The sequence below is a fragment of the Mycobacterium zoologicum genome (assembly GCF_020181635.2).
Taxonomy (GTDB): domain Bacteria; phylum Actinomycetota; class Actinomycetes; order Mycobacteriales; family Mycobacteriaceae; genus Mycobacterium; species Mycobacterium zoologicum.
Genome location: NZ_JAYJJS010000015.1, coordinates 78,376 through 91,545, shown reverse-complemented (window position 1 = coordinate 91,545; position 13,170 = coordinate 78,376). Strand labels below are relative to the sequence as shown.

The following is a 13,170-nucleotide window of genomic DNA, read 5'->3' as shown; positions in this document are numbered from 1 at the left end:
TGGCCCCGACAGTCAGGAGAGACATGCGACCCGATCGGTGGCGACAAAGCGGCACTCATCTGGGCATTGCGGCCGGCGTCCTGGCGCTGGCCGCCGCGGCCGTGGTGGTGGCGGCGGTTGTGCTCCCGGACAGCGCGGATGCCGGTAGGCGCGCGGTGCCGCCGGCACCGGTGGCGACTGCCAACCCCGGAGTGATCCCGGTACCCGACGACGCACCGATCCCGCAGGTCAGTGCGCTGGCGGCCGCGATGGCCGGCGCGCTGGCCGACCCGAATCTGGGCAAGCTCACCGGCCGGATCACCGATGCGCTGACCGGCAAGACGCTGTGGACCCAGCAGGAAGACTCACCGATGCAACCGGCGTCCACGAACAAGGTGCTCACCGCGGCCGCCGCGCTGCTGGCGCTGGACCCGAGCACGCGGGTGGCCACCAAGGTGATCTCCGGCGACCAGCCGGGGGTGGTGGTGCTGGTCGGCGGCGGCGACCCCACGTTGTCGAGCGCCGAAGTCGGACAGGACACCTGGTACCGCGACGCCGCCCGGATCGGCGACCTGGCCGACCAGGTCCGGCGCAGCGGGGTGACGCCCACCGAGATCCAGGTCGACGTGTCGGCTTTCAGCGGGCCGAGCCTGGCGCCCGGCTGGGACCCGCTGGACATCGAGGGTGGCGACATCGCCCCGATCGAGGCGGTGATGGTCGACGGCGGCCGCATCCAGCCGACCACGCCCGAATCCCGCCGGTCACTGACACCGGCGCTGGACGCCGGGCGGGCGCTGGCGGCGGAACTGGGGGTCGACGCCGAGAACGTCACCATCGCGACCGCCTCGGTGACCGGCCGCGAACTGGGCTCGGTCTCCTCGGCGCCGCTGGGGGTGCGACTGGGCGAGATGATGAACGCCTCCGACAACGTGATGGCCGAATGCATCGCCCGGGAGGTGGCCGCGGCGATGGGCCGTCCGCGGTCCTTCGCCGGCGCGGTGGACGCGATCACCAATCGGCTGGCCACCGAGCACATCTCGCTGAGCGGGACCACCCTGATGGACTCCAGCGGCCTGTCCGAGGATGACCGGCTGACGGCCAGGACGCTCGAAGCGGTGGTGCAGGCGGCGGCCGGACCCGACAACCCGCAACTGCGGCCGCTACTGGACATGTTGCCGGTGGCCGGGGGCAGCGGGACGCTGTCCGAGCGCTTCCTCAACCCGAAGACCGGCCGGGGTGCGGCCGGCTGGCTGCGTGCCAAGACCGGCTCGCTGACCCACACCAACGCGCTGGCCGGCGTCGTCACCGACCGGGACCAGCGGGTGCTGACGTTCGCGTTCATCGCCAACGACGCCGGGCCCACCGGGCGAACGGCGATCGACTCGGTGGCCGCGGTGCTGCGGACCTGCGGCTGCACATGAGCGACCTCGACGTCGGGCGGGCGGTGGACTGGGGATTCGCCGCGACGGTCGGTGGCTGGCTGGCGCGCCCCGCCCCGCCGATGACCGACTACACCCGAGGCCAGGTGATCGACGAGTTGTACCGGTGTGCCCGCGCCGCCGAGCCGCTGGTGCGGGAGACGACAGGACTGGGCGCTGACGGCCCGGTACCCGAGGCCCGGGTCATCGACCGGCCCCAGTGGATCGCCGCGGCCGCCGAGTCGATGCGCGTCATGACCGGTGGCACCGACCGGCCCAGCGGGTTCGTCAGCGGGCACCTGGCCGGGGCGCAGACCGGGGCGGTGCTGGCGTTCGTCTCCTCGGGCATCCTCGGCCAGTACGACCCGTTCTGTGTCGATACCACCGGCGGGGCGGGCCAGCTGCTGCTGGTCTTCCCCAACGTGGTCGCCGTCGAACGACAGCTGCGGGTCACACCGGCCGACTTCCGGCTGTGGGTGTGCCTGCACGAGGTCACCCATCGGGTGCAGTTCAGCGTCAATCCGTGGCTGGCCGGCTACATGTCGGACACGCTGGCGGTGTTGACCAACGACAGCGGCCCGGACGTCACCCAGATGGTGAGCCGGCTGGCCGAGTATCTGCGGGGAGGCCAGGGGGATTCCGGACCGTCGGGAATCATGGGCCTGGTGCGTGCGGTGCAGTCCGAGCCGCAACGCACCGCGCTGGACCAGTTGCTCACCCTGGGGACCCTGTTGGAGGGCCACGCCGACCACGTGATGGACGCCGTCGGGCCCGCCGCGGTGCCGTCGGTGGCCACCATCCGCGAACGGTTCGAACAGCGCCGTGCGCGCAGTCAGCCGCCGCTGCAGCGGTTGCTGCGGGCACTGCTTGGGCTGGACGCGAAACTCAGCCAGTACACCCGCGGTAAGGCCTTCGTCGACGCCGTCGTCGGCCGGGTCGGGATGGACCGGTTCAACGCGGTGTGGACGGGCCCGCAGACACTGCCCCTGCCCGCCGAGATCGAAGAGCCGCAGCGGTGGATCGACCGGGTGCTGTAGCCGCGCTGCGTGCCGCGCTGCTGGCGTTCGCGCAGCAGCAGTTGCCCGAGGCGCTGCCGTGGACGGTGGCGCTCTCCGGCGGGCCGGACTCGCTGGCGCTGACCGCCGTGGCGGCCGGAATGCGGCCGACCACGGCGCTGATCGTCGACCACGGTCTGCAGGCCGGCTCGGCGCAGGTGGCCGAGAACGCCCGCCGGCAGGCGCTGGATCTGGGATGCGTTGACGCACAGGTTATTCCGGTACAGGTCGGGAGTGTGGGCGGCCCGGAGGCGGCGGCCCGCACCGCACGCTACGCCGCCCTGGCCGCCGCCCGCGGCCAGCGCCCGGTGCTGCTCGGCCACACCCTCGACGATCAGGCCGAGACGGTGCTGCTCGGGCTGGGCCGCGGCTCGGGTCCGCGATCGATGGCCGGGATGCGCGACTGCGACCCGCCGTGGTGCCGGCCGCTGCTGGGGGTACGACGCGAGCTGACCGTCGCCGCCTGTGCGGAGCTGGGTGTGACGCCGTGGCGCGACCCGCACAACCACGATCCGCGCTTCACCCGGGTGCGACTGCGCGCCGAGGTGCTGCCGCTGCTGGAGGACGTGCTCGGCGGTGGGGTGACCCAGGCGCTGGCCCGCACCGCGACCGCGTTGCGGGAGAACACCGAACTGATCGACGCGCTGGCCGATCAGGCCCTGCCCGACGCCACGGTCGACCCGGACACGGCCACCCTGGCGGCGCTGCCCGGGCCGGTGCGGCGGGCGGCGATCCGGCGCTGGCTGCTGGCCGGGGGCGGCCGGGGGCTGACCGACCTGCAGATCCGCGCGGTGGACCGGCTGGTCACCGCCTGGACCGGGCAGGGCGGGGTGGCGATCGGATCGGATCTGCGCGGCCAGCGGCTGTTCGCCGAGCGATCCGCGGGCCTGCTGCGGCTGCGCCGGGAGCCCGTCTGAGCATCGGACGTGATTTTGCGGTGGGTTGATTCGGCGGTCCAGCTTCGCCTCTCCTGCGTCGAGGCTTGCTGACCGCCGGTGGGAGTTGGTTGTCGGCCGTCGCGCATGGCACGCTGTGCTGGTGGCTGCGATCTCGCCGGGGGAGACGCCCGCGTCGTACGCGGGGGACATCAAATCGGTGCTGCTGACCGAGGAGCAGATCCGGGCTCGGACCGCCGAACTCGGTGCGCAGATCGCCGCTGACTATGCCGAGGGGCGCGACCTCGACGATGCCGGCGACCTACTGCTGATCACCGTGCTCAAGGGCGCGGTGCTGTTCGTCACCGACCTGGCCCGGGCGATCCCACTGCCCACCCAGTTCGAGTTCATGGCGGTCAGCTCCTACGGCTCGTCGACCTCGTCGTCGGGAGTGGTGCGCATCCTCAAGGACCTGGACCGCGATATCAGTGACCGTGACGTGCTGATCGTCGAGGACGTGGTGGACTCCGGCCTGACGCTGTCCTGGCTGCTGCGCAACCTGGCCACCCGCCGGCCCCGGTCCCTGCGGGTCTGCACGCTGCTGCGCAAGCCCGAGGCGGTGGGCCTCGGCGTCGACATCACCTACGTGGGCTTCGACATCCCCAACGACTTCGTGGTCGGCTACGGCCTGGACTACATCGAGCGTTACCGCGACCTGCCCTACATCGGCACCCTGGATCCCCGGGTCTATCAGGGCTGAAGCTTTTAGCCGAGTTCCCAGGTCGCGGTCACCGAGAAGCTCACGGTCTGCTGGCCGGGCTCCATCGGAGGCGCGGCGGCCATCGCGCGGGGCATCGGCATACCCACCGGCATGGGCGGCGGAGTCGCCCCGGCCACCTCGGAGATCGCGATCACCTTGCCCAGTCGCAGGCCGGACAGGTTCGCGTACTGCTCGGCGCGGTCCTTGGCGTCGTTGAAGGCCCGCTCGCGGGCACCCTTGACGAGCTGTGAATCGTCTTCGATGGAGTAGCTGACGGTGTTGATCCGAGTGGCGTCCCCGCCGGCTCGCACGATGACGGCCAGCACCTGCGACGCAGAATCCCGCTCCACCTTGACCCGGATCGTGTTGCTTGCGCGGTAGCCGGTGATGTTCGATGAGCCGCCCGGCTCGGGGCTGCTGCCGTACTGCGGCTGCAGGCTGACCTGGGTGGTGCTGATGTCCTTGCGGTCTACCCCGGCGTCGATCAGGGCGTCGATCACGGCCTGCTGGCGCTCGCCGGTCTGGTTCATCGCACTGGTGACGTCACCGGCGACGAACTCGATACCGGCCTCGGCGGTCAGCGTGTCCGGAACACCCTGCACTTCACCCTCGCCGACAACGGTGACCTGGCGGGCCGCCTCCACGGCACCGCCGGGTTGCGAGTCGCACCCGGCTATTGCGACGGTTGTCAGACCGGCCAGAGCCAACGTCGTCGACCAGCGGAGAAGCTTCTGCGCGCTGCATGTGGGCATGCCTGGCACCCTAGCGGAGCCGACCGGCGACGCCGGGGAAGATCGGTGCGGCACACTGGTCGGATGAGCGCCGCAGCGTCGAGAGAACTGTCCCGTGCCATCGAGGCCTTCGCCGGGCAGGTGTACTTCGCCCCGGAGTGTCACAGCGGTTACGCCGCGTTGGGGTTTCGGCCCAGCCCCGGCAAGTCCGGTGACGTCGAGCTGCCGGATGGTCCCGCCTACTTCTGCAGTCGCGGTGCGGCCCTGGGCCAGGCGCCCGGCGAGGTGATCGCGGCGACGTTCGGGGTGTTCAACCCCGCCGTCGTGGTGCCGGCGGTCCAGTACGGCTGGACGCTCACCGACGCGGCGAGCCTGCGGGCGGCCCGCGCGCAGGGCTCGCTGGCCCAGCTGCGCCGGGTTCTCGGCGCCGCCCCGGACGGCCTGGACCGCGCGCTGGTGCTGCTGCACCGCGCCGTCGACGGTCTGGCGGTGGCCGGCAAGCCGCTGTTCGCCGGACTGGTCGCCGAGGGGCTGCCCGACGACCCGCTGGCCCAGGCCTGGCAACTGGCCGACCAGCTGCGGGAGTATCGCGGAGACGGGCACGTGAACGCTTGGGCCTCAGCGGGTTTCGACGGGCCACAGATCGGTTTGCTCACCGAGCTCTACCGGGGGCTGGCGCCACGCAGCTACGTGCGGTCCCGAGCGTTCAGCGATGAGGATCTGGACGCCGGTGAGGCGCGACTGGCCGAACGGGGCCTGGCGCGCGGCGGCGTGATCACCGAGGCCGGACAGGCCGCCCGCGAGGCGATCGAGGTGGCCACCGACACGGTCTGTGCCCCGATCGTGGCCAACCTCGGCGACGACCTGGTTGAACTGGTCGAGCTGGTGGGCGGATGGTCGCAACAGCTCTACGACGCCGGCGCGTTCCCCAAGCCCTGAGCCGGCACTACGGTTTGCGGTCCTGCTCTGAGATGTGCTCGACGATGACGTTCTGGATCGCCTGACCGGCGCGGCCGAAGAGCGTGTCGCGCATTCCCCTGGCCCATTCGTGTGATGCCCGGGGCGCGGTGAGCTGACCCTTGAAGTGCGGAATAACCTTGCGGGCCAACAGTTCATAGCTGTGATAGGTGGCCTCCGGCGAGGCCCAGTCGTGGCCCAGGAACAGCAGGGTGCCGAACCCGCCGGAGCGCTCGAGCAGGTCGGCGATGTGGGCGATCGCGTCGTCGGGGGTGCCGATGCAGGCGCTGCCGGCGGCGGCGTAGGCCTCCACGAACTCGGCGGGCGTCTGCGGTGAGCCTTCGACTTCGCTGGCCAAGGGGACGAATCCGGCCGCCCCGAAATAGTTCGCGAAATCCTGCAGGCCGTAGGTGCAGTCGGCGATCGCCTGCTCGCGGGTGTCGGCGACGTGCATGATGCTCAGCACCCGCCAGTCGCCCCGGTCCGGTTCGTCACGCCCGGCCTTGGCGGCCTGATCGCGCACCACCTCCCAAGCCGTCTCCACCGCGGCGAAACCGCCGGGCACCGACATCGACAGCGACAGCAGCGATGTGCCCAGCGCGCCGGCCAGTCGTGGGCCGGACGGGGAAACCATTGCCGCGCAGGAGATCTCCGGATACGGCCAGGTGTAGGGTCGGATGTGCAGCGCCGCATCACGCAGGGTGAACCAATCCGAGTACCGGGTGACGAGTTCACCCGGTTCGGCCCGGAACAGCGCCAGGATCGCCTCCAAGGACTCCTGCATCATCCGGCGCTGCTCGACCGGATCGATACCCATCATGTGGGCGTCGGTGGGCAGTGCACCCGGGCCGGCGCCGAACATCACCCGGCCCCGGGTCAGATGATCCAGCAGCACCCAGCGGTCGGCCACCATCAGCGGGTGGTGATAGGGCAGCGAGACCACCCCGGTGCCCAGCCGGATGTGCTTGGTGCGCTCGGCGGCCGCCGCGATGAACACCTCGGGGCAGGCGATCAGCTCGTACCCTCCGGAGTGGTGTTCGCCGAACCAGGCCTCGTCGAACCCGAGCCGATCCAGCGCGACGACCCGTTCCAGGTCGTATTCCAGTGCGACGGTGGGTGATTGGCCCAACGCGTGGAACGGGGTGATGAACACCCCGAACCGCAGCGGCTTCACAGCCGAACCCCGCTGAGGAACTCCAGCAGTTCCGCGTTCACCTCGTCGGGACGTTCCTGTTGCAGCCAATGACCCGCTCCTTCGATGAGCACTTCGCGGTACGGCCCTCCTGCCACCTCGGTGGCCCGATCGCGGCGGGTGAACGACAGCACCGGATCGGCGGTTCCGGCAATGAACAACGCCGGCACATCGATGGTCGCACCGGCCAGGTGCGCGGTGGTCTCCCAGTTGCGGTCGAAGTTGCGATACCAGTTCAGTCCCCCGGTGAAGCCGGTCCGGGCGAAGGTGTCGACGTAGTGGTCCACCTCTGCCTGGCTGATCCAGCCCGGCAGCCGGTCGGGCTCGGCCAGCCGATCGATGAAGCCCTCCGGTCCGGGGGCCACCATCCGCAGCGCCGCGGCCTTGTCGGTGGGGCTCAGGCTGCCCAGCATGCGGCGCATGGTGCGGGCCGGGTCTGCGTCGAGTTCGGCGTCGGCGACACCTGGCTGCTGGAAGTACAGGATGTAGAAGAAGTTGTCGCCGAACAGCTGCCGCCACGCCTGGGTCGGCCGCTGCTGAGGCCGCGGTGTCGGGGGCACGCTCAGTGCCGCGACCGCTGCCACCCGGTCGGGGTGCAGCAGAGCGGCGTTCCACACCACCGGCGCTCCCCAGTCGTGGCCGATCCAGATGGCACGGTCGGCCCCGACGTCGTCGAGCAGGCCGACCAGATCCCCGGTCAGCGCGTGGATGTCGTAGGCGGCGATGTCCTCCGGCCGCGACGAACCGCCGTAGCCCCGCTGATCGGGGGCCAGCACATGGAAGCCGGCGTCGGCCAGCACCGGGATCTGATGCCGCCACGAGTAGGCCAGCTCCGGGAATCCGTGTGCCAACAGGACGACCGGAGCACTGGGCCCGTTGCGTTCACCGGCCTCGGTGACCCGCAGGGTCACGCCGTTGGTTTCCACAAGACGCTGGGTCACGGTGGCCACCGTCTCACCGAATCCACCCGCTGTCGAGGGTGGACGGTAACCTGAACTTGCCCAGCTGCATGTATTGGAAGGATTTGGCCGCTAACGGCCGATGTCTGATGAATCGCAAAAACGTCATCCGCACCATCACCGCGATCGCAGTGGTCCTGCTGCTCGGCTGGTCCTTCTTCTATTTCAGTGACGACACCCGCGGATACAAGCCCGTCGACACCTCCGTCGCGGTGTCCCAGATCCACCAGGGCAACGTCAAAAGCGCCCAGATCGACGACCGGGAACAGCAGCTGCGGCTGACCCTGAAGGATCCGATCACCAGCGTGGACGTGTCCTCCGGTGCGTCGAAGTCCGGCCGGGCGGAGAAGTCCGAGCAGGTCGACAAGCTGATCACCAAGTACCCGACCGGGTACGCCGTACCGCTCTACACCGCGCTGATGAGCAAGAAAGCCGAGATCAACACCGTCGTCAACCAGGGCAGCGTGCTCGGTTCACTGCTGATCTACATGCTGCCGATGCTGCTGCTGATCGGGCTGTTCGTGATGTTCTCCCGGATGCAGGGCGGCGCCCGAATGGGATTCGGGATGGGCAAGTCCAAGGCCAAGCAACTCGGCAAGGACATGCCCAAGACCACCTTCGCCGACGTCGCCGGCGTCGACGAGGCGGTCGAGGAGCTCTACGAGATCAAGGACTTCCTGCAGAACCCCAGCCGGTACCAGGCGCTGGGCGCCAAGATCCCCAAGGGCGTGCTGCTCTACGGTCCGCCCGGCACCGGTAAGACGTTGCTGGCCCGTGCGGTGGCCGGTGAGGCCGGGGTGCCGTTCTTCACCATCTCCGGCTCGGACTTCGTCGAGATGTTCGTCGGGGTCGGCGCCTCCCGGGTGCGCGACCTGTTCGAACAGGCCAAACAGAACAGTCCGTGCATCATCTTCGTCGACGAGATCGACGCCGTGGGCCGGCAGCGCGGCGCCGGAATGGGCGGCGGCCACGACGAGCGCGAGCAGACGCTCAACCAGCTGCTGGTGGAGATGGACGGCTTCGGTGAGCGAGCCGGGGTCATCCTCATCGCGGCCACCAACCGGCCGGACATCCTCGACCCGGCGCTGCTGCGGCCCGGTCGTTTCGATCGCCAGATCCCGGTCACCAACCCCGACATCGCCGGCCGTCGCGCCGTGCTGCGGGTGCATTCGGCCGGCAAGCCGATCGGGCCGGACGCCGACCTGGACGGGCTGGCCAAGCGCACCGTCGGTATGTCCGGTGCGGATCTGGCCAACGTCATCAACGAGGCGGCGCTGCTCACCGCGCGGGAGAACGGCACCGTGATCACCGCTGCCGCGCTGGAAGAGGCCGTCGACCGGGTGATCGGCGGGCCCCGGCGCAAGGGCCGGATCATCAGCGAGCACGAGAAGAAGATCACCGCCTATCACGAGGGCGGCCACACCCTGGCGGCGTGGGCGATGCCCGACATCGATCCGGTCTACAAGGTGACGATCCTGGCCCGCGGCCGCACCGGCGGGCACGCGGTGGCCGTGCCCGAGGAGGACAAGGGCCTGCGCACCCGTTCGGAGATGATCGCCCAGCTGGTCTTCGCGATGGGTGGGCGCGCGGCCGAGGAGTTGGTGTTCCGCGAGCCGACCACCGGCGCGGTCTCCGACATCGAGAAGGCCACCGCGGTGGCGCGCGCCATGGTCACCGAATACGGCATGAGCGCCAAGCTCGGTGCGGTGCGCTACGGCAGCGACCACGGCGATCCGTTCGTCGGGCGCGCGATGGGCACCCAGCCCGACTACTCCCACGAGGTGGCCCGCGACATCGACGACGAAGTGCGCAAGCTGATCGAGGCCGCGCACACCGAGGCCTGGGAGATCCTCACCGAGTACCGCGACGTCCTCGACGTGCTGGCGGGCGAACTGCTGGAGAAGGAGACGCTGCACCGCGCCGACCTGGAGAGGATCTTCGGAGAGGTGACCAAGCGTCCTCGACTGACCGCGTTCGACGACTTCGGTGGCCGGGTGCCGTCCGACAAGCCGCCGATCAAGACCCCCGGCGAGCTGGCCATCGAGCGCGGTGAGCCCTGGCCGCAGCAGCAGCCCGAGCCGGCGTTCAAGGCCGCCATCGCCCAGGCCTCTCGTGACGCGGTGTCGACTCAGGCCAACGGCTCGCCCAACGGGGGCGGCAACGGCGCTGCGCCCGGCCCCGACTACGGTGCCCCGGCGGGCTGGCATGCACCCGGCTGGCCGCCGCCACAGCAGCCGCCACAGCAGCAGCCACCGCAGCAGGGCGGTTACTGGTATCCGCCGCAGCACTGGCCGCCCAGTGGTTACCCGCCCGCCCAGCACTATCCGCCGTATCAGCCGCAGCCCTACCCCGGCCCGTCCGGTGAACCGGAGAAGCCCTCCGGTGACTGAGAACGTGATGTCGACGCCGACGTCGACGGTCTTCGATCAGGCGCGCGCCGAGGCCGCCGTGCGTGAGCTGCTGTTCGCCGTCGGCGAGAATCCGGATCGGCCGGGCCTGCTCGACACCCCGGCGCGGGTCGCCCGGGCCTACCGGGAGATGTTCGCCGGGCTCTACACCGACCCGGACACCGTGCTGGAGACGACGTTCGACGAACAGCACGAAGAACTGGTGATCGTCAAAGACATCCCGATGTACTCGACCTGTGAGCACCACCTGGTGGCATTCCACGGTGTCGCGCACGTCGGCTACATCCCCGGCTACGACGGCCGGATCACCGGTCTGTCCAAACTGGCGCGGGTCGTCGACATGTACGCCAAGCGGCCGCAGGTGCAGGAGCGGCTGACCGCGCAGGTCGCCGACGCCCTGATGCGCAAACTCAACCCGCGCGGAGTGATCGTGGTGGTCGAGGCCGAGCACCTGTGCATGGCGATGCGCGGGGTGCGCAAACCCGGTGCGGTCACCACGACTTCGGCGGTTCGGGGCCAGTTCAAAACCGACAGCGCATCGCGCGCCGAAGCCCTGGAACTCATTCGGCGCAGGTGAGCCCGACCCGCGTCCAGATCGTCGGGGTGGTCAACGTCACCGCCGACTCGTTCTCCGATGGCGGGAGTTATCTCAGCGCTGATCGTGCCGTCGAGCACGGTGCGGCACTGGCGGCGGCGGGCGCGGCGATCATCGATGTCGGCGGTGAGTCGACCCGGCCCGGTGCCGTGCGTGTCGATCCGCAGGCCGAAGCCCAGCGGGTGGTTCCGGTCGTCAAAGCCCTTGCTGCCCAAGGGATAACTGTCAGCATCGACACGATGAACGCCGACGTGGCCCGGGCTGCGCTGGACTGCGGCGCCCGGATCGTCAATGACGTCTCCGGCGGCCGGGCCGACCCGGCGATGGCGCCACTGCTGGCCTCCTCGGGTGCCCGGTGGGTGCTGATGCACTGGCGGCCGGTGGATCCCGGGGACCCGCATCGGGTACCCGACTACCGCGACGTCGCCACCGAGGTCCGGGCGGACCTGCTGGCCGCCGTCGACGCCGCGGTGGCCGCCGGAGTGGACCCGGCGAACCTGATTCTCGATCCCGGTCTGGGTTTTGCCAAGACAGCGCAACACAATTGGACCCTGCTACACGCGCTGCCGCAACTGGTGGGCACCGGCATTCCGGTGCTTGTCGGGGCCTCCCGCAAGCGGTTCCTCGGTACGCTGCTGTCCGGGGCCGACGGCGCGCCCCGGCCCCCGGCCGAGCGCGAGACCGCCACCGCGGTGATCTCGGCGCTGGCCGGATTGCACGGCGCCTGGGGTGTGCGCGTGCACGACGTGCGGGCCTCGGTCGACGCATTGCGGGTCCTGGAGGCTTGGAGTCAAGGAGGCGTCAGCGATGACTGACCGGATCGAGTTGCGCGGCTTGAAGGTTCGTGGCAACCACGGCGTCTTCGGCCACGAGCGGGCCGACGGCCAGGACTTCGTCGTCGACATCACCGTCTGGATGGATCTGGCACCGGCCGCCGCCAGCGACGCTCTGGCCGACACCTATGACTACGGGGTGCTGGCCCAGCGTGCCGCGGACATCATCGCCGGCCCGGCACGCGATCTCATCGAGACCGTCGCCGCCGAGATCGCCGAGGAGGTGATGGCCGATGACCGGGTGCAGGCCGTGGAGGTCACGCTGCACAAACCACACGCCCCGATCCCGCTCACCTTCGACGACGTCGCGGTGGTGGCGCGGCGCTCCCGGCGTGACCGGCGCGGCACGGTGATCCCGGCATGACGCAAGCGGTGCTGTCCATCGGCTCCAATCTCGGCGACCGGCTGGCCCGGCTGCAGTCCGCGGTCGACGGCTTCGGAGCGGCGGTGCGCGCGGTGTCGCCGGTGTATGAGACCGAGGCCTGGGGCGTGGTCGATCAGGGCCGCTTCCTCAACGCGGCACTGGTCGTCGAAGATTCCGCCACCGACGGTCCCGGCTGGCTGCGCCGGGCCCACGAACTCGAGCAGGCGGCCGACCGGGTGCGCGGCGAACGCTGGGGCCCGCGCACCCTGGACATCGACGTGATCAGCTGCCGCGAGCCCGGCGAACCGGAACTGCTGTCCCGGGACAGCACGCTGACCCTGCCGCATCCGCTGGCGCACCTGCGCGCGTTCGTGATGGTGCCGTGGCTGCAGATCGAGCCGGACGCCGAACTGACGGTGGCGGGACGACGATGCCCGGTGGCCGGTCTGCTGGCCGAGCTGGAACCCGCCGACCGCGACTCGCTGCGGCTGACCGAGCTGGTGCTGCACCCGGCCGGTGACCGCTGATGGGCCCGACTCGCGGCCGCGACGTCGCCGCCGCCGCGGCCGTGGTGGCCGTGATCAGCTACCTGGCGGTCGAGCAGGTGTATCGATGGTTCCCGCCGATCACCGTCTGGACCGGGATTTCGCTGCTGGTGGCAGCGGTCGCCGAGGTCGGCTGGGGCCGCTACGTGCGGACCAGGATCGACGACGGCGACATCGGCTACGGGCCGGGGCGGCTGCATCCGCTGGCAGTTGCGCGCACCGTGGTGGTCGCCAAGGCGTCGGCCTGGGTGGGGGCGCTGGTGCTGGGTTTCTGGGCCGGGGTGCTGTGCTTCCTGCTGCGGCAGCGGTCCGTGCTACGTGTCGCCGCCGAGGACACCGGCGGTGCTGTGGTCGCCGCGGCCAGCGCGCTGGCTTTGCTCGCGGCCGCGCTGTGGCTGCAGAACTGTTGCAAGTCCCCCGAGGATTCCGGCACCTCGGGGCCGGTGAACGGAAATCAAACCGGGTGAGAATCGCCGGAGTCAGGCGACACGCGGATTGA

At 70.4% G+C, this 13,170-nt stretch carries 14 protein-coding genes; 11 read left to right on the top strand and 3 right to left on the bottom strand.

Annotated elements, in window-relative coordinates; translation table 11 throughout:
- The first annotated feature begins 23 nt into the window (after positions 1-23).
- The 4 genes from dacB to hpt all read left to right on the top strand — a co-directional run bounded on the left by dacB (position 24) and on the right by hpt (position 4,087).
- Positions 24-1,400 (top strand): D-alanyl-D-alanine carboxypeptidase/D-alanyl-D-alanine endopeptidase, encoded by a 1,377-nt coding sequence (dacB, locus tag K6T84_RS13820; RefSeq protein WP_224863187.1) that lies wholly within the window; start codon positions 24-26, stop codon positions 1,398-1,400.
- A complete protein-coding gene (locus tag K6T84_RS13815) occupies positions 1,397-2,434 on the top strand; it encodes an Rv3626c family coenzyme F420 biosynthesis-associated protein (RefSeq protein ID WP_224863185.1) in 1,038 nt (345 codons plus the stop codon). Before dacB ends, K6T84_RS13815 begins: the two co-directional genes overlap by 4 nt.
- Positions 2,413-3,369 carry a tRNA lysidine(34) synthetase TilS gene (tilS, locus tag K6T84_RS13810; RefSeq protein ID WP_224863183.1) on the top strand — a complete coding sequence of 319 codons (957 nt, stop codon included), beginning with the start codon at positions 2,413-2,415 and terminating at the stop codon, positions 3,367-3,369. Before K6T84_RS13815 ends, tilS begins: the two co-directional genes overlap by 22 nt.
- 85 nt (positions 3,370-3,454) lie before the next feature.
- Entirely contained in the window at positions 3,455-4,087 is a 633-nt protein-coding gene (hpt, locus tag K6T84_RS13805) for a hypoxanthine phosphoribosyltransferase (RefSeq protein ID WP_224863181.1), read from the top strand.
- A gap of 5 nt (positions 4,088-4,092) precedes the next feature.
- Here hpt and K6T84_RS13800 read toward each other — a convergent pair whose 3' ends face one another.
- On the bottom strand, positions 4,093-4,839 hold the full coding sequence (locus tag K6T84_RS13800) for an SIMPL domain-containing protein (RefSeq protein WP_224863180.1): 747 nt from the start codon (positions 4,837-4,839) through the stop codon (positions 4,093-4,095).
- A gap of 63 nt (positions 4,840-4,902) precedes the next feature.
- Between K6T84_RS13800 and K6T84_RS13795 the strand changes: the two genes are divergently transcribed.
- The gene (locus tag K6T84_RS13795) at positions 4,903-5,757 is read left to right on the top strand and encodes an SCO6745 family protein (protein WP_224863178.1); all 855 of its coding nucleotides are present in this window, start codon (positions 4,903-4,905) and stop codon (positions 5,755-5,757) included.
- A 7-nt stretch (positions 5,758-5,764) separates the two neighbouring features.
- Here K6T84_RS13795 and K6T84_RS13790 read toward each other — a convergent pair whose 3' ends face one another.
- On the bottom strand, positions 5,765-6,949 hold the full coding sequence (locus K6T84_RS13790) for an LLM class flavin-dependent oxidoreductase (protein WP_224863176.1): 1,185 nt from the start codon (positions 6,947-6,949) through the stop codon (positions 5,765-5,767).
- Positions 6,946-7,917, bottom strand: coding sequence for an alpha/beta fold hydrolase (locus K6T84_RS13785; protein ID WP_224863174.1), 972 nt, complete (start codon positions 7,915-7,917; stop codon positions 6,946-6,948). Before K6T84_RS13785 ends, K6T84_RS13790 begins: the two co-directional genes overlap by 4 nt.
- Positions 7,918-8,015: 98 nt before the next feature.
- On the opposite strand from K6T84_RS13785, the gene ftsH reads away from it, so the two are divergent.
- The 6 genes from ftsH to K6T84_RS13755 are packed head-to-tail and all read left to right on the top strand — an operon-like array spanning position 8,016 to position 13,138.
- Entirely contained in the window at positions 8,016-10,316 is a 2,301-nt protein-coding gene (gene ftsH / locus K6T84_RS13780) for an ATP-dependent zinc metalloprotease FtsH (protein WP_224863172.1), read from the top strand.
- A gap of 7 nt (positions 10,317-10,323) precedes the next feature.
- A complete protein-coding gene (folE, locus tag K6T84_RS13775) occupies positions 10,324-10,911 on the top strand; it encodes a GTP cyclohydrolase I FolE (RefSeq protein ID WP_224866012.1) in 588 nt (195 codons plus the stop codon).
- A complete protein-coding gene (folP, locus tag K6T84_RS13770; protein WP_224863170.1) occupies positions 10,908-11,744 on the top strand; it encodes a dihydropteroate synthase in 837 nt (278 codons plus the stop codon). The genes folE and folP overlap by 4 nt, the downstream gene beginning before the upstream one ends.
- Positions 11,737-12,126 (top strand): dihydroneopterin aldolase, encoded by a 390-nt coding sequence (gene folB, locus K6T84_RS13765; RefSeq protein ID WP_224863168.1) that lies wholly within the window; start codon positions 11,737-11,739, stop codon positions 12,124-12,126. The genes folP and folB overlap by 8 nt, the downstream gene beginning before the upstream one ends.
- A complete protein-coding gene (gene folK / locus K6T84_RS13760) occupies positions 12,123-12,653 on the top strand; it encodes a 2-amino-4-hydroxy-6-hydroxymethyldihydropteridine diphosphokinase (protein WP_224863166.1) in 531 nt (176 codons plus the stop codon). Before folB ends, folK begins: the two co-directional genes overlap by 4 nt.
- A complete protein-coding gene (locus tag K6T84_RS13755) occupies positions 12,653-13,138 on the top strand; it encodes a DUF3180 domain-containing protein (RefSeq protein ID WP_224863163.1) in 486 nt (161 codons plus the stop codon). Before folK ends, K6T84_RS13755 begins: the two co-directional genes overlap by 1 nt.
- Positions 13,139-13,170 lie beyond the last annotated feature (32 nt).

Bases quoted from the DNA above. Each gene is read 5' to 3' on its own strand.
- folE (WP_224866012.1), top strand. From the start codon at position 10,324: ATGTCGACGCCGACGTCGACGGTCTTCGATCAGGCGCGCGCCGAGGCC.
- ftsH (WP_224863172.1), top strand. From the start codon at position 8,016: ATGAATCGCAAAAACGTCATCCGCACCATCACCGCGATCGCAGTGGTC.
- folB (WP_224863168.1), top strand. From the start codon at position 11,737: ATGACTGACCGGATCGAGTTGCGCGGCTTGAAGGTTCGTGGCAACCAC.
- K6T84_RS13800 (WP_224863180.1), bottom strand. From the start codon at position 4,839: ATGCCCACATGCAGCGCGCAGAAGCTTCTCCGCTGGTCGACGACGTTG.
- K6T84_RS13755 (WP_224863163.1), top strand. From the start codon at position 12,653: ATGGGCCCGACTCGCGGCCGCGACGTCGCCGCCGCCGCGGCCGTGGTG.
- K6T84_RS13815 (WP_224863185.1), top strand. From the start codon at position 1,397: ATGAGCGACCTCGACGTCGGGCGGGCGGTGGACTGGGGATTCGCCGCG.
- dacB (WP_224863187.1), top strand. From the start codon at position 24: ATGCGACCCGATCGGTGGCGACAAAGCGGCACTCATCTGGGCATTGCG.
- K6T84_RS13795 (WP_224863178.1), top strand. From the start codon at position 4,903: ATGAGCGCCGCAGCGTCGAGAGAACTGTCCCGTGCCATCGAGGCCTTC.
- folK (WP_224863166.1), top strand. From the start codon at position 12,123: ATGACGCAAGCGGTGCTGTCCATCGGCTCCAATCTCGGCGACCGGCTG.